General features: G+C 68.4%; 14 protein-coding genes and 1 tRNA gene. 9 read left to right on the top strand and 6 right to left on the bottom strand.

Going from position 1 to position 15,575, the window contains the following annotated elements; translation table 11 throughout:
- Window positions 1-11: 11 nt before the first annotated feature.
- From murD to lpxC, 9 genes are all read left to right on the top strand, one after another.
- A complete protein-coding gene (gene murD / locus I4484_RS13415) occupies window positions 12-1,391 on the top strand; it encodes a UDP-N-acetylmuramoyl-L-alanine--D-glutamate ligase (protein WP_197447776.1) in 1,380 nt (459 codons plus the stop codon).
- Window positions 1,384-2,640 carry a putative lipid II flippase FtsW gene (gene ftsW, locus I4484_RS13410; protein WP_197447775.1) on the top strand — a complete coding sequence of 419 codons (1,257 nt, stop codon included), beginning with the start codon at window positions 1,384-1,386 and terminating at the stop codon, window positions 2,638-2,640. Before murD ends, ftsW begins: the two co-directional genes overlap by 8 nt.
- Complete coding sequence (murG, locus tag I4484_RS13405) at window positions 2,637-3,725, top strand: undecaprenyldiphospho-muramoylpentapeptide beta-N-acetylglucosaminyltransferase (protein ID WP_197447774.1); 1,089 nt, start codon at window positions 2,637-2,639, stop codon at window positions 3,723-3,725. The genes ftsW and murG overlap by 4 nt, the downstream gene beginning before the upstream one ends.
- A 58-nt stretch (window positions 3,726-3,783) precedes the next feature.
- Window positions 3,784-5,196, top strand: coding sequence for a UDP-N-acetylmuramate--L-alanine ligase (gene murC / locus I4484_RS13400; RefSeq protein ID WP_197451043.1), 1,413 nt, complete (start codon window positions 3,784-3,786; stop codon window positions 5,194-5,196).
- Window positions 5,193-6,122, top strand: a complete 930-nt coding sequence (locus I4484_RS13395; protein ID WP_197447773.1) for a D-alanine--D-alanine ligase — start codon at window positions 5,193-5,195, stop codon at window positions 6,120-6,122. Before murC ends, I4484_RS13395 begins: the two co-directional genes overlap by 4 nt.
- Window positions 6,119-6,841: a cell division protein FtsQ/DivIB gene (locus tag I4484_RS13390; RefSeq protein WP_197447772.1), complete on the top strand. Its 723-nt coding sequence runs from the start codon at window positions 6,119-6,121 to the stop codon at window positions 6,839-6,841. The genes I4484_RS13395 and I4484_RS13390 overlap by 4 nt, the downstream gene beginning before the upstream one ends.
- A 194-nt stretch (window positions 6,842-7,035) precedes the next feature.
- A complete protein-coding gene (gene ftsA, locus I4484_RS13385; protein WP_111414243.1) occupies window positions 7,036-8,319 on the top strand; it encodes a cell division protein FtsA in 1,284 nt (427 codons plus the stop codon).
- A 33-nt stretch (window positions 8,320-8,352) separates the two neighbouring features.
- The gene (ftsZ, locus tag I4484_RS13380; protein ID WP_197447771.1) at window positions 8,353-9,522 is read left to right on the top strand and encodes a cell division protein FtsZ; all 1,170 of its coding nucleotides are present in this window, start codon (window positions 8,353-8,355) and stop codon (window positions 9,520-9,522) included.
- Between the two features lie 111 nt (window positions 9,523-9,633).
- Window positions 9,634-10,545 carry a UDP-3-O-acyl-N-acetylglucosamine deacetylase gene (gene lpxC / locus I4484_RS13375; protein WP_197447770.1) on the top strand — a complete coding sequence of 304 codons (912 nt, stop codon included), beginning with the start codon at window positions 9,634-9,636 and terminating at the stop codon, window positions 10,543-10,545.
- Between the two features lie 88 nt (window positions 10,546-10,633).
- On the opposite strand, the gene bioA is transcribed toward lpxC, so the two are convergent.
- The 6 genes from bioA to bioF all read right to left on the bottom strand — a co-directional run bounded on the left by bioA (window position 10,634) and on the right by bioF (window position 15,574).
- A complete protein-coding gene (gene bioA / locus I4484_RS13370; RefSeq protein WP_197447769.1) occupies window positions 10,634-11,899 on the bottom strand; it encodes an adenosylmethionine--8-amino-7-oxononanoate transaminase in 1,266 nt (421 codons plus the stop codon).
- Window positions 11,900-12,040: 141 nt separating this feature from the next.
- A tRNA-Leu gene (locus I4484_RS13365) sits at window positions 12,041-12,125 on the bottom strand.
- Window positions 12,126-12,169: 44 nt separating this feature from the next.
- Window positions 12,170-12,868, bottom strand: coding sequence for a dethiobiotin synthase (gene bioD, locus I4484_RS13360; RefSeq protein ID WP_197447768.1), 699 nt, complete (start codon window positions 12,866-12,868; stop codon window positions 12,170-12,172).
- Complete coding sequence (locus I4484_RS13355; protein ID WP_197447767.1) at window positions 12,865-13,689, bottom strand: methyltransferase domain-containing protein; 825 nt, start codon at window positions 13,687-13,689, stop codon at window positions 12,865-12,867. Before I4484_RS13355 ends, bioD begins: the two co-directional genes overlap by 4 nt.
- Window positions 13,686-14,420 (bottom strand): alpha/beta fold hydrolase, encoded by a 735-nt coding sequence (locus tag I4484_RS13350; RefSeq protein WP_197447766.1) that lies wholly within the window; start codon window positions 14,418-14,420, stop codon window positions 13,686-13,688. Before I4484_RS13350 ends, I4484_RS13355 begins: the two co-directional genes overlap by 4 nt.
- Window positions 14,420-15,574: an 8-amino-7-oxononanoate synthase gene (gene bioF / locus I4484_RS13345; protein WP_197447765.1), complete on the bottom strand. Its 1,155-nt coding sequence runs from the start codon at window positions 15,572-15,574 to the stop codon at window positions 14,420-14,422. The genes I4484_RS13350 and bioF overlap by 1 nt, the downstream gene beginning before the upstream one ends.
- Between the last annotated feature and the right edge of the window lies 1 nt (window position 15,575).

Here is a 15,575-nt window from a genome sequence, read left to right as displayed (position 1 = left end):
AGGAGGCTGAAATGCCCAAGGTGGCGAAGGGGGAGACACTGGTGGTCGGGCTCGGCGTATCGGGCCGGGCGATCTGCCGGCACCTGGCCCGGGTGGGCACGCCGTTCATGGTCGCCGATACGCGTGAGGTGCCGCCGGGCCTCGCGGACTTCCGTGCCGCTCACCCTGGGGTCGCGCTTCACTGCGGGCCGCTCACCGCGCTCGACATGAGCGAAGCCGCGGAGATCGTGGTGAGCCCCGGGGTCGACCCGCAGACGCCAGGGTTGGCCGAGGTGGGGAAGTGCCGTCGCGCCGACGGAGAACCGCTGGTGGTCGGCGAGATCGCCCTGTTCGTGCGCGCGGCGCGGGCGCCGATCGCTGCCATCACCGGCTCCAACGCCAAGTCCACCGTCACCACCCTACTCGGCGAGATGGCCCGCGCCGCCGGCCGGCGCGTGGGCGTCGGCGGCAACCTGGGCACACCGGCCCTCGACCTGCTTGCCGACGTGCCCGAAGCCGAGCTCTACGTGCTCGAGCTCTCCAGCTTCCAGCTCGAGACCACGCCCTGCCTGGGGGCCGAGAGTGCGGCCTTTCTGAATCTGTCCGAGGATCATCTCGACCGGCACGGCGACATGGCGGGCTACCGCAAGGCCAAGCTGGCCATTTTCCGCGACGCGCGGCATGCCGTGGTCAACGCCGAGGACCGCCTGACCTGGCCGGAGGCACCGCTTCCTGCCATGGACCGATTCACGACCCTGCCTCCCGAGGCCGGCGAATGGGGGATTGCCAGCCGCCACGGTCGCGACTGGCTCATGCGCGGCGACGAGCCCCTGATCGCGACCGACGAACTGGGGCTGGCGGGACGTCACAACCAGGCCAATGCGCTGGCGGCGCTGGCCATGGGCAATCGCCTCGGGCTACCCCTCGCGTCGATGTGCGATGTGCTGCGCCGCTTCAAGGGGCTGCCGCATCGCAGCGAGTCGGTTGCCGAGCTCGGCGGCGTGCGCTGGATCAACGATTCGAAGGGGACCAACGTCGGTGCGACCCTGGCCGCCCTGGCCGGCCTGGGGCCGACCCTGTCGGGGCGGCTGGTGTTGCTGGCGGGCGGTCTGGGCAAGGGCGCGGATTTCGCACCGTTGGCCGAGCCCATGGGCCGGTTTGGCCGCGAGGCGATTCTGTTCGGCGCCGACGCCGACAGGCTCGCCGAGGCACTGGAGGGTAGCGTGACCGTGACCCGTGTCGCCGATCTCGAGGCCGCCATGCGGCGTGCGCGGGCGATCGCCGAGCCGGGCGACTGCGTGCTGCTCTCGCCGGCCTGTGCCAGCCTCGATCAGTTTGCCAACTACCAGGCCCGCGGCGAGGCATTCCGGCGCCACGTCCAACGCATCGCTGAGGAGGCTGGGCATGGCTAAGACCAAGGCGCCATCCGCGGACAGGTTCGCTCGATTGCGCCGACTTCGCGCGCGCCTCTCGACCCGCGACCAGCCGTTCGACGGCTGGCTGCTGTTCGCCGCGCTGACGCTGATCCTGACCGGCTGGGTCATGGTCACGTCGGCATCCACCGAAGTGGCGGCCAGCCTCACCGGCAACCCCTGGTACTTCAGTCAGCGCCATGCGCTGTTCGTGGCCATGGCGTTGCTGGCCGCCGCCGCGACGCTGCGCTCGCCGCTCGCCTGGTGGCGTGCCAACGGGCCACTGCTGCTGCTGGTCAGCATCGTGCTGTTGCTGCTGGTGCTGCTGGTCGGGCGCGAGGTCAACGGCAGCCGACGCTGGCTGTCGATTCCCCTGCTGCCCTTCAACCTGCAGATATCGGAGCTGGCCAAGCTGTGCATGATCGTCTACCTCGCCGGTTACCTCGAGCGCTTCCTGCCCGAGGTGCGCCGCCGCTGGGGTGCCTTCCTGCGTCCGCTGCTGGTGATGGGCGTCGTCGCCGTGCTGCTGATACTGGAGCCGGACTACGGCGCGGTCGTGGTGATGACCGCTTGCGTGATGGGCATGCTGCTGATGGCGGGGGCCCCCTGGGGGCGATTCGTCTTCATCCTGGCGGCGGTGGGCCTGCTCGGCTTCTATGTGGCCATTGCCGAACCCTACCGGCTGGCGCGTCTGACCAGCTTCTCTGACCCTTGGGCGGACCAGTTCGCCAGCGGTTACCAGCTCACCCAGGCGCTGATCGCCTTCGGGCGGGGCCACTGGCTGGGCATGGGGCTCGGCAACAGCGTGCAGAAGCTGTTCTACCTGCCGGAGGCGCATACCGATTTCGTCTTTGCCGTGCTGGCCGAGGAGCTCGGCCTGTTCGGTGCCATTGGCGTGGTGGGGCTGTTCGCCCTGCTGATCTGGCGGGCGCTGGCGGTAGGACGGCGGGCCGAGCTGGCAGGCATGGCCTTTGCTGCCTATGTCAGCTACGGCATCGCCCTGGTGATCGGTGCCCAGGCCTTCATCAACATCGCGGTGAGCACCGGCATGCTGCCGACCAAGGGGTTGACCCTGCCGCTGCTCAGCTACGGTGGTTCGAGCCTGCTGGTGAGCGCGGCGATGGTGGCCCTGTTGCTGCGCGCGGACATCGATACCCGCCGGGCGATGCGTCGCGCCAGCCCGACCGCACCGCGGGAATCGGCAGGGCGACGCGAACCCAGGATCAACGGACAGGGGGCCACCAAGTGACGCAGTCGACAACGCGCCGCGTTCTGATCATGGCGGGCGGTACCGGCGGGCATGTCATCCCGGCGCTGTCGCTGGCCCGTGGGCTTCAGGCCGAGGCGCTGGAAGTCCACTGGCTCGGGAGCCCTCGAGGCATCGAGAACCGCCTGGTGCCGGCGGCCGAGCTGCCGCTGCACCGCATCTCGGTGGCCGGCCTGCGCGGTAACGGCCTGGCCGGCTGGCTCAAGGCACCGTTCAACCTGACCCGCGCGGTATGGCAGGCGGCGCAGGTCATTCGCCGGCTCGACCCGGTGCTGGTGGTGGGGCTCGGCGGCTTCGCCAGTGGCCCCGGGGGGCTGGCGGCCTGGCTGCTGCGCCGGCCGCTGGTCATTCACGAACAGAACGCCGTGGCGGGCATGACCAATCGTGCCCTGGCACGGCTGGCGCGGCGCGTCTTCAGTGCCTTTCCCCAGGCTTTCGGCAGCCGGGGAGAGGTGGTCGGCAACCCGGTGCGGGAGGATATCGCTGCCCTGGGCGAGTCGCCGCGCGAGGCGGCCGCAATGGGCGGCCGTCGCCTGCGGCTGCTGGTGGTGGGCGGCTCGCTGGGGGCGCAGCCGCTCAACCAACGCCTGCCCGAGGCGCTGGCGGTGCTGCCCGAGGCGCGTCGCCCCGAGGTGCGCCACCAGGCCGGCCGCGACAAGGACGCGGCTACCCGCGAGGCCTACGCGGCCCGGGGCGTCGAGGCCGAGGTGAGCGCCTTCATCGACGATATGGCGGCGGCCTACGACTGGGCCGACCTGGTGGTGTGCCGGGCCGGGGCGCTCACCGTCTCGGAGGTGGCGGCGGCGGCCAAGCCGGCCCTGTTCGTGCCGCTGCCCCATGCGGTCGACGACCACCAGACCGCCAATGCCCGCGCCCTGGTGGCGGCGGGCGCGGCCCGACTGATGCCGCAGCAGGAAATGACCGCGGCGGCGCTGGGCGAGAGCCTGGCGACGCTGCTCGACCCCGACACTCTCGCCACCATGGCCCGGCAGGCGCGCCGCTGCGCGCATCTCGATGCCGTCGAGCGCCTGGTGGCCGGTTGCTTGGAGACAGCGCTTGAGCGATAGCACCTTGAGGCCGGTTCCCGGTCAGGCAACGCTGCCCCGCCATGGGCGAGGCCTGGGCATGCGCCGTATTCGGCACATCCATTTCGTCGGCATTGGCGGGGCCGGCATGTGTGGCATCGCCGAGGTCCTCGCCAATCAGGGCTATCAGGTCAGCGGCAGCGACCTGAAGCCGTCGCCGGTGGTGACTCGCCTGCGCGAGCACGGCATCCGCGTGGCCATCGGCCACGCCGAGGACAACGTCAGCGGCGCCGACGTGGTGGTGGTCTCCACCGCCGTGGATGCGTCGAATCCCGAGATTCGCTGGGCCCAGGAGCATCGCGTGCCGGTGGTGCGCCGGGCCGAGATGCTCGCCGAACTGATGCGCTTCCGCCACGGCATCGCCGTGGCCGGTACCCACGGCAAGACCACCACCACCAGCCTGACGGCGACGCTGCTTGCCGAAGGCGGGCTCGACCCGACCTTCGTCATCGGCGGCAAGCTGACCAGCGCCGGCACCAACGCGCGGCTGGGCGAGGGCGACTATCTGGTGGCCGAGGCCGACGAGTCGGACGCTTCGTTCCTGCACCTGCAGCCGATGGTGTCGATCGTCACCAACATCGACGCCGATCACATGAGTACCTACGGCGGCGACTTCGAGCGGCTCAAGGGTACCTTCATCGAATTCCTGCACAACCTGCCCTTCTACGGGCTGGCCATCCTGTGCATCGACGACGAGCAGGTACGTGGCCTGCTCGATCGCATCCATCGTCAGTTCGTGACCTACGGCTTCAGCGAGGATGCCGACTACCGGGTCGTCGACTTCGCCCAGCAGGCCGGCGAGGTTCACTTCACCGCCTTGCGCCCCGACGGCCTGGCGCCGCTGGAGGTCCGCCTGAGCATGCCGGGGCGCCACAATGCGCTCAACGCGCTGGCGGCGATCGCCGTGGCCACCGATGCCGGCGTCGACGAGGCCGCCATCCTGCGCGGCCTGGCCGGCTTCGCCGGGGTGGGGCGCCGCTTCCAGGTGCATGGCCACTTCGCGCCGCCCGACGGCAGCGGCGAGGTCATGCTGGTCGATGACTATGGCCATCACCCGCGGGAAGTGGAGATGGTGATCAAGGCGGTGCGGGCCGGCTGGCCCCAGCGGCGGCTGGTGATGATCTACCAGCCCCACCGTTTCACCCGGACCCGGGACCTGTACGAGGACTTCGTGCGTGTCCTCGCCAGTGTCGATGTCCTGCTGCTGCTCGACGTCTACAGCGCCGGCGAGACGCCGATTCCCGGCGCCGACGGCAAGACGCTGGCGGGCTCGATCCGCCAGCGCGGCACGCTCGATCCGATCTTCGTGCAGCACAAGTCGGAGCTGCCGGCACTGCTGGCCAAGGTGCTGCGCGGCGACGATATCCTGATCACCCAGGGCGCCGGGGATGTGGGCGGCATCGCCCTCGGGCTGGCCGAGAGCCGGTTGATTCTCGACGAGGTGGAGCTATGACGCAGGCGAGTGAGTTTGGGCGGGTCGTGGTGCTCTATGGCGGCAACTCCGCCGAGCGTGAGGTCTCGCTGAGAAGTGGGGCGGCGGTGCTGGCGGCGCTCGAACGCAGCGGCGTCGATGCGATCGGTTACGATCCCGCCGACGGCGGCCTGGCCGGGCTCGAGGCGCTCGCGCCCGACCGCGTCTTCATCGCCCTACACGGCCGCGGGGGCGAGGACGGTACCCTGCAGGGGGCGCTGGAACTGCTGGGGATCCCCTACACCGGCAGCGGCGTGCTGGCCTCGGCGCTGGGCATGGACAAGCAGCGCACCAAGCTCGTCTGGCAGGCCCTGGGGCTGCCCACGCCAGAGTCGCTGATGCTGGCTGCTGATTCCGACTGGGATGACATCGTCGCTCGTTTGGGCCTGCCCCTGATCGTCAAGCCGGTCCACGAGGGCTCGACCCTGGGCATCAGCATCGTCGACAGCCGGGAGGCGCTGCAGGCGGCCTACCACGAGGCGGCACGCTTCGATGCGCGAGTGATGGCCGAGCGCTTCATCCAGGGCGAGGAGTACACGGTGTCGCTGCTGGGCGGGCGGGTGCTGCCGGCCATTCGCGTCGAAGTGCCCAGCGGCTTCTACGACTACGAGGCCAAGTACAACTCCGATGAGACGCGCTATCACCTGCCCTGCGGCCTCGCCGAGGAACAGGAGGCGGCGCTGGGTGAACTGTGCCTCCGGGCCTTCGATGCCGTCGGCGGCGAAGGCTGGGGGCGGGTCGACGTGATGCGCGACGGCGAAGGGCGCTTCTGGCTGATCGAGGTCAATACCGCGCCGGGCATGACCGACCATAGCCTGGTGCCCCAGGCCGCCGCCCATGCCGGTCTCGATTTCGCAGCGCTGGTGCTGCAGATACTGGCCACCACGCTGGAGCCGCGCCAGGCATGAGCACTCGCGGCTCGACGTTGGGCATACTGCTGCTGCTGATTCTGCTGGGTGCGGGCGGTCGCGCGCTGTGGACCTGGCTCGACCGGCCCATCGAGCGAGTGGCCATCCGCGGCGAGCTGCAGCACGTCAGCGCCGATTACCTGCGCTCTCAACTGGCTCCGCTGCTGCAGGGACAGACCTGGCTGTCCGCCGATCTACCGGCGCTGCGCCGCCGTGCGCGCAACATCGACTGGCTCGCCGAGGTCCGCGTGGCGCGGGAGTGGCCCTACACCCTGGCCTTCGAGCTGGTCGAGCAGGTGCCGGTAGCGCGCTGGAACGACGAATACTTGCTGAATTCGAACGGCGAACCGTTCGCCTTCGCGCCGGTGGAGCCGCCGGAAGGACTGCCCGATCTGGCCGGGCCGGTCGGCAGTGGTGCCGAGGTCCTGGCTTACCACGATCGGCTCGTGCCCCGCTTCGAAACGCTGGGATTGCACATTACCCAGCTGCGGCTGGAGCCGCGTGGCGCCTGGCGCTTCCAACTCGACGACGGCGTGTGGGTGATGCTCGGACGCAGCGATCGCGAGGCGCGCCTGGCCAGGTTGACGGCTGCGTGGCAGCGGCAACTGGGCACGCAGGCGGCCCACATCCGCTACATCGACCTGCGTTACCCCAACGGCGTGGCGGTGGCCTGGCATGGCGAGACCGACATCGAAGAGGAAGATGACGGTACGGGCTGAAACCTTTTGTCACGCACAGGCCTCATCTTGCAGCATTGCGCTATTTTCTTTGTCTTCAATAACCCGTATCGTGAACCAGGTTTTTCGTAATGGACTGGTGGTTTAACGCCAGTTGTTTCTATAATGGGCGCAATGACCATTTATCAGAATAATGGGATTCCCAGCGGGTCAAGTTTCAGGAGACACTCCGGCGCATGGCAGTCACTTCCAACTCATCCAATATGGTAGTCGGACTGGATATCGGAACGTCCAAGGTAGTGGCCATCGTCGGACAGCCTACCGATGACGGCGGCATCGAGATTGCCGGCATCGGATCGCACCCTTCGCGCGGCATGAAGAAGGGCGTGGTGATCAACATCGAGTCGACGGTGCAGTCGATCCAGCGCGCCGTGGAAGAAGCCGAGTTGATGGCCGGCTGCGACATCCATTCGGTCTATGTCGGCGTGGCGGGCAGTCATATCAGTTCGATGAACTCGGACGGTGTGGTGGCGATAAAAGAGCGTGAAGTGATGTCCACCGATATCGAGCGAGTCATCGATTCGGCTCGGGCGCGGGCCATCTCCGAAGGGCAGCGTGTCCTGCATGTGCTACCCCAGGAGTTCGCCATCGACACCCAAGGGGGCATTCGTGAGCCGCTCGGCATGTCGGGCGTGCGGCTCGAGGCGCGCGTGCATCTGGTGACCGCCGCGCTCAATGCGGTACAAAACATCGATAAATGCGTGCGGCGCTGTGGTCTCGAAGTCGATGCCATCATCCTCGAGCAACTGGCTTCGAGCATGGCGGTGCTGACCGAGGACGAGCGCGAACTCGGCGTCTGCATGGTCGACATCGGCGGCGGCACGACCGATATCGCCGTGTTTACCGAGGGAGCCATCCGCCACACCGCGGTGATTCCCATCGCCGGCGATCAGGTGACCAACGACATCGCCATGGCGCTGCGCACCCCGACCCAGTACGCCGAGGAGATCAAGGTCAAGTACGCCTGTGCGCTGACCCAACTGGCCGCCAGCGACGAGATGATCAAGGTGCCGAGCGTCGGCGACCGGCCCGCCCGCGACCTGTCGCGACAGGCCCTGGCCGAGGTGGTCGAGCCGCGCTACGAGGAGCTCTTCACCCTGATTCGCGACGAGCTGCGGCGCAGCGGCTACGAGGATCTGGTGGCCGCCGGCGTGGTACTCACCGGTGGCACCTCGCGCATGGAGGGAGTCGTCGAACTGGCCGAGGAGATCTTCCACATGCCGGTGCGCATCGCCTGCCCGCATAACGTGCGCGGGCTCTCCGACGTGGTGCGCAACCCGATTTATTCCACCGGTGTAGGTTTGCTACATTACGCTCTTCAGGAGGCTCGGCAAGGGCATGGTCGTGAGGGCAGGGTAGTGGCGGCGCCACCCAGGCGCGAAGACGTCTCCCAGCGTGGAGGATGGGAAGGGATTCCGGCGCTGGCAAAACTCAAGGGCTGGTTGAAAGGAAATTTCTAATAGGGCCGCGGCGCGGTCCAGGAGACGGGGCTTATGTTCGAACTGGTAGATAGCGCACCCTCGAGCAGTGCGGTCATCAAGGTCGTCGGCGTAGGTGGCGGCGGCGGCAACGCCGTCAACCACATGGTCGAGAGCAATATCGAAGGCGTCGAGTTCATCTGCGCCAACACGGACGCCCAGGCGCTAAAGCGGGTGGCCGCCAAGACCGTGCTCCAGCTCGGCAACGAGATCACCAAGGGGCTGGGCGCCGGCGCCAATCCCGACGTGGGGCGCCAGGCCGCCATGGAGGATCGTGAGCGCATCGCCGAGCTGATCAGCGGCGCCGACATGGTCTTCATCACGGCCGGCATGGGCGGCGGTACCGGCACCGGCGGCGCCCCCGTGGTGGCCCAGGTGGCCAAGGAGCTCGGCATCCTCACCGTGGCCGTCGTCACCCGCCCGTTCCCGTTCGAAGGGCCGAAGCGCATGCGCGTGGCCGAAGAGGGCATGAAGGAGCTGTCGGAGCACGTCGACTCGCTGATCACCATTCCCAACGAGAAGCTGCTCTCGGTGCTGGGCAAGAATGCCAGCCTGTTGACCGCCTTCAGTGCCGCCAACGACGTGCTGTTGGGCGCCGTGCAGGGGATTGCCGAACTGATCACCAGCCCGGGCATCATCAACGTCGACTTCGCCGACGTGCGCACCGTGATGTCCGAGATGGGCATGGCGATGATGGGCACCGGCGGCGCCACCGGCGAGAACCGTGCTCGCGAAGCCGCCGAGAAGGCCATCCGCAGTCCGCTGCTGGAGGATATCGACCTGCACGGCGCACGCGGCATCCTGGTCAACATCACCGCGGGACCGGACCTCTCCATCGGCGAGTTCAACGACGTCGGCGCCACCGTTCAGGAGTTCGCCTCCCAGGATGCGACCATCGTCGTGGGCACCTCCATCGACATGGACATGACCGACGAGCTGCGCGTCACCGTCGTGGCGGCGGGCCTCGAGGGGCGGCAGGTCAAGGCGGCAGGCCGTGAGACCGTCAAGCGCAGCGAAGGCAGCGAATATCGCCAGCGTGCGCAGCCGGCCATGCGCCAGCAGAGCGCCATGCCCAAGGCCGAGCCCCAGGAAGCGGCCAAGCCGCAGCCGGAGAAGCGTCGCTCGCCCCAGGAGCTGGACGACTACCTCGACATCCCGGCCTTCCTGCGTCGACAAGCCGATTGAGACAGGCTATTGCGAGCCTAGGCAGGGCCAGGTGATGTTTTTTTGTTGAAACGCTCGTTCGGTGTTATAGTGAACGGTGTTTGATAACATACAACGGCCTGGCTACTGCCCATGATCAGACAACGCACCCTGCAAAATACCATCCGCGCCACCGGCGTCGGCCTTCATTCCGGGAAGAAGGTGTACCTGACCCTGCGTCCGGCCCCGGTGAACACCGGCATCGTGTTCGTGCGGACGGACCTGAACCCCGAGGTGCAGGTGCCGGCCAGCGCCGCCCTGGTCACCGATACCACCCTGTGCACCGCGCTTTCGCGGGGCGACGTCAAGGTGGCAACCGTCGAACATCTCATGTCCGCGTTGGCCGGCCTGGGGATCGACAACGCCTACATCGACCTCAGCGCACCCGAAGTGCCGATCATGGACGGTAGTGCCGGTCCGTTCGTGTTCCTGATCCAGTCGGCTGGCATTGCCGAACAGGAGGCACCGAAGAAGTTCATCCGCATCAAGCGCGAGGTGGTGGTGCAGGACGACGGCAAGGAGGCGCGCTTCCTGCCGCACCAGGGCTTCAAGGTGACGTTCGCCATCGAGTTCGATCATCCTGTCTTCGAGGATCAGAAGCAGACCGCCGTGGTGGATTTCTCCACGACGTCCTTCGTCAAGGAGGTCTCCCGCGCCCGGACCTTCGGCTTCATGCGCGATCTCGAATACCTGCGTGCCAACAACCTGGCATTGGGTGGCAGCCTCGACAACGCCATCGTGGTCGACGAGTACCGCATCGTCAACGAGGGTGGCCTGCGCTACGAGGACGAGTTCGTCAAGCACAAGGTGCTCGACGCCATTGGCGATCTCTACCTGCTCGGCTACAGCCTGATCGGCGAGTTCCGCGGCGTGAAGTCGGGCCATGCACTGAACAACCAGCTGTGCCGGGCGTTGCTGGCTCAGCCCGATTCCTACGAGATCGTCACCTTCGAGAACGAGCGCGAGCTGGCGCCGATCTCCTACGCGCAGCCTGTCATGGCCTGAGCCTCAGGCTGTCAGGCCGACAGCGGCCGGCAAAGCATCTGCGAAGTGCAAGCAAGCGCGCCGCCCTCCATGAGGGCGGCGCTTTTCGTCAGCGAAACCAATCCTTCATGACCCCGGTGATGTTGCGCATGTCCACCTCGGGCGTGATATAGGCCGGCATGGTATAGAGCCAGCGGCCGAAGGGGCGCAGCCAGACACCCCGTGCGCGGGCGAAGGCCGCGACCCCCTCGAGGCCGGCGGCATCGTCGACCTCGATGACCGCCGTGGCGCCCAGCACCCTGACGTCACGCACCCGGGGGTGGCGACGCAGCGCCGGATCCTCCAGCAGCTCCGTGCGCAGCACCTGGTTGAGGCCCGCGATCTTTTCCAGGTAGTTCTCTTCCTCGAACACGCTGAGGCTCTCCAGCGCCACCCGGCAGGCCAGGGGGTTGCCCATGAAGGTGGGGCCGTGCATGAAGGCGTGCCGTGGCGTCTCGCCGATGAAGGCGTCGTGCACCCGGTCGGTGGCCAGCGTCGCCGCATGCCCCAGGTAGCCCCCGGTCAGTCCCTTGGAGAGCACCATGATGTCGGGCGTCACCCCGGCGTGGTCGGCGGCGAACAGCCTGCCGGTGCGGCCGAAACCGGTCGCCACCTCATCGAACACCAGCAGCACGTCGAATTCGTCGCACAGCTCACGTGCACCTGTCAGGTAGCTCGGCGAGGTCATGTTGAGACCGCCGGCGGCTTGCAGCAGCGGCTCCATCAGCAGCGCGGCGATCTCATGATGATGCCGTTCCAGCACCGTGCGCAGGGCGGCGAGATCGTGCGCCACGGCGTCGGCGTCGGCATCGTAGGGGGCGGTGGGGGCGGGGGCGAAATGGTGGCTGGGCAGGTAGCCGGCAAACAGGCTGTGCATGCCTTCCTCGGGGTCGCAGACCGCCATGCAGCCACTGGTGTCGCCATGGTAAGCCTTCATCAGCGACAGCATGCGGTGCTTTTCGGGCCTGCCGCGCAGGTGGTGGTACTGCACCGCCATCTTCATGGCCACTTCCATGCCCACCGAGCCGCTGTCGGAGAAGAATACGTGGTTGAGGCCTGGCGGCGTGACGCGCACCAGCTCGCGCGCCAGGCGGTCGGCTGGCTCGTGGGTCAGCCCCCCCAGCATCACGTGGCATAGGGTGTCGGCCTGCTCCTTGATGGCCGCCACCAGGCGCGGATGCGCGTAGCCATGGATCATGCACCACCACGAGCAGGTGGCGTCGAGCAGCGTCTCGCCGCTGTCCAGGGTGAAGCGCGGGCCTTCGCCACCGACGACCCTGGGGGCGGCGGGCTGGGTGAGCAGGTGGGCATAGGGATGCCAGACGGGGGAAGTCATGGTCATGCCTCCGTGAATGCAAAGCGGGAGTGGACAGGCGTGCGACAGGCGCGCGCCGGCACAGCGGCGATGGGCTGTCGTCGGAGAGGCAAAAGTGATGGCAGTGGGAATGTCGCGACGCTCGACGCGCGAGAGCCGTGATGGTGCGGATGGGGAGACTTGAACTCCCACGCCCGAAGGCACCAGAACCTAAATCTGGCGTGTCTACCAATTCCACCACATCCGCAGGGCTGGGCAGGCGTCAACATTTTACGGACCCTCGGTCGCAAGTCAATCGCCTTCGGGTAGCGCGAGATGAGCGATGGCGGCTTCCGGTCGCCGTGCCGGTGCCACTCTCAGGCGCGGTATCACCCCGAGGCAGGGAGCACCGAGAGTACGCTGCAGCGTGGCCAGGTTGTCGGCATAGCACGAGGCGTCGCGGGCGAAGTCGGCAGTCAGCAGGTTCCCCACCCAGCCGGCCAGCCTGGCCCCGTCCGCACGTATGGCCTCGGCCGTCAGGCGCGCATGGTTGAGGCAGCCAAGCTTGAGGCCGACCACCAGGATCACTGGCAGGCGCAGGCGCAAGGCCAGGCCGGCGAGATCGTCGCGGCCATTGAGCGGTACGCGCCAGCCACCGGCACCCTCGACGAGAATCAGGTCGCGGGGCTCGTCCAGCAGGGGCGAGACGTGGGCGCAGAGCCGCTCGAGGTCGAGGTCCACGCCGGCCTGACGGGCGGCCAGGTGCGGGGCGATGGGGGGCTCGAAGGCGAAGGGGTTGATCGTCGCGTAGGGCGGCGACGGCACGCTGCGTGCCAGCAGGGCGAGGGCATCGTCGTTGCGCAGCCCGGCGTCGGTTCGACGGCAGCCCGAGGCGACAGGCTTGAGGCCCAGGGTGCTCAGGCCTCGCGAGCGTGCCAGCGACAGCATGCCGGCCGTGACGAGGGTCTTGCCGGCATCGGTGTCGGTGCCGGTCACGAAGTAACGCGTCATGCTGACGGCTCCTTGTCGAGTACCAGGGTCAGCCGCCGATAGCTGACCGGCAGGCCGGCAGCTTCGCGTAGCGCTTCGTAGCGACGCTTGGCGTGCTCCAGGTCGGCGCGTGTGAGGCGGGCGGCGGGGCGTGGGGTCTGGGCGCCGACGCCTTTGATCGAGGCCATCACCGCCGCCAGGTCGGGGTAGAAGAAGCGCTCGTGGGTGTCGGTGCAGCGGGGCTGTGAGAACCCAGCCAGGCGTGCGCTGACCAGGTGCCGCTCCTGCGTGCGGAAGTCGAGCAGGGCATCGGGCGACGACCAGGCGTGGGCTACCTCGTGCAGCGTGCCGGGCCCCAGGGTGTTGATCACGGCGCGGCCGCCGGGGCGTAGCACCCGGAAGAGTTCCGTTATCACGGCGTCGAGATCCGGGCACCATTGGATGGCCAGGTTGGAGAACACCAGGTCCACCTGGCGATCCGCCAGGGGCAGGGCGGCGGCATCGGCACACAGCCAGTCGACGCGTTGGCGGGCCTCGCGGCGGGCGGTGTCGAGCATTCCCGGGGCGAGGTCGAGCCCGAGGACATGGCAGCCGGCACCGAAACGGACTGCCAGGCGCCGGCTCCAGTGTCCCGGGCCGCAGCCCAGATCGAGCACGCGCTCCGCGCGGTCGGGCAGCAGTGGCCAGAGCGCTTCGCCCATCTGCCGCTGGGCGTGGGCCAGGCGAGCGTAGTGCTCCGAGACCCGGGAGAACGCCCTGGCGACGTGTCGCCGCCAGCGGTGGGTCGTATCGGCCTGCCAGGGAGAGGCGTGGGGGGATGCCTGGGCGAAAGTGGGGCTCATGAGGCGACCCCGCCACGGTCGCTGCGCTGATCGGCATCGCTTCCCGCCAGCTCGACGAGGTGGCGTACCAGGGTCTCCGGGTGCGACAGCATGGGGGAGTGGCCGCAGCCGGTGAGTATCCGCTCGGCTGACTGTCGCGCTGTCTTGCCCATCAGCCGGTCCCGTTCGCCGGCGATACGCCAGATCGGACAGGGGGGGGCGGCAAGCATCTCGCCAAGGTCGAGGTAAGCCAATTGCTCGAGGCCCGTTGCCAGCGTCTGGCTGGACGCGCTGGGGTGGCCCCCGAGGAGATCGAGCAGGCGGCGGTGGGCCATTCGCGGGGCGGGTTCCCCCTGCAGCTGCCAGCGCAGGAAATGCTGCCAGGTTGCCCGTGGGTCGCGGTCGAAGGCGCGGCGAAAGGTGGCGAGTTCGGCAGCCCTGACGCCGTCCTCGCTGCAGAAGCGGGCGCCGGTACCCACCAGCAGCAAGGCACGTGGAGGCGGCAGGTGAGGCAGCAGCGCGCCGGCCAGCAGGCCACCGAGCGACCAGCCGACCCAGATGGCGTCCTGGGGCAGGTCGCCGCGCATCTTGTCCGCCAGCACCGGGAGCGTCTTCGGCAGGGTTTCGTGGCTGCGTTCGCCGTAGCCCGGCCAGTCGGGAGTGCGTACCTCGATGCCGCCTGGCCAGTAGGGGGCGAGCGGGTGCCAGATGCGGGCATCGATGCCCCAGCCGGAGAGCAGAACCAGCGTCATCAACGCGTTATCTCCCCTGGCAGTCGTGCCAGTGCCTCGAGCAGGCGATCCAGGCACTCCCGATCGTGGGTGGCGCGCAGCGTGATGCGTAGCCGGGCCTCGCCCCGTGGAACGGTGGGTGGACGGATGGCACCGACCTGAAGTCCTGCCTCGCGCAGGCGGCCGGCCCAGCGCAACGCCGCCTCGCTTTCACCCAGCACCAGCGGCTGAATGGGGGTGAAGGAATCGGTCAGCGGCAGGTCGAGCCGCGCTGCCTCGTGACGAAAGTAGGCGATATTGTCCCGCAGGCGCTCGCGACGCTCGGGCTCGGCGGCGATCACATCGAGTGCCGCGAGGGTGGCGGCGGCAACGCCCGGCGGCTGGGCGGTGGTGTAGACATAGGGGCGGGCGAACTGGATCAGATGCTCGATCAGGGCCTCGCTGCCGGCGACGAAGGCGCCGCCGGTGCCGAGCGCCTTGCCCAGCGTGCCGACCAGCACGGCCACATGCTCGACGCCATGGGCGCGACCGACGCAGCCGTCGCCGTGGGCGCCTAACACGCCCAGCCCATGGGCGTCGTCGATCATCAGCCAGGCGCCATGTCGGGCGCTGATTTCCGCCAGTCCGCCGATATTGGCCACGTCGCCATCCATGCTGAACACGCCGTCACTGACCACCAACCTGGCCGCTTCGGAGGGGGCGCGCGCGAGCAGGCGGTCGAGGTCGTCGAGGTCGCGATGGTGGAAGCGCCGCGAACGTGCCCCGGCTAGCTTGGCACCATCGAGCAGCGAGGCATGGTTGAGCCGGTCCTGGAAGACTTGGGTCTCGCTGTCGCAAAGGGCCTGCAGCGTCCCCAGGTTGGCCATGTAGCCGGTGGAGAAGAGCAGGGCGCGAGGGCGCCCGACGAGTTCGGCCAGGCGCCGTTCGAGGGCCTCATGGACCTCCAGGTGACCGCTGACCAGGTGCGAGGCCCCGGCGCCGGCGCCGAGTCGCCGTGCTCCCGCCGCCTGGGCCTTGGCCAGCCGGGGGTCGGCGGCCAGCCCCAGGTAATCGTTGCCGGCGAAATCGAGCATCCCGCGGGTGGACGTAAGGCGCTCACGCCACAGCCCCTGGGCACGGCGCCAGGTCGCGGCGTCGGCGAGGCGTTGAGGCCAGGCCTGGGGGCTCGATGCCATG

Source organism: Halomonas sp. SS10-MC5 (assembly GCF_015992245.1).
Lineage (GTDB): Bacteria > Pseudomonadota > Gammaproteobacteria > Pseudomonadales > Halomonadaceae > Halomonas > Halomonas sulfidoxydans.
Note: the sequence above shows the minus strand (reverse complement) of the source record. Positions and strands in the feature narration are given on the sequence as shown.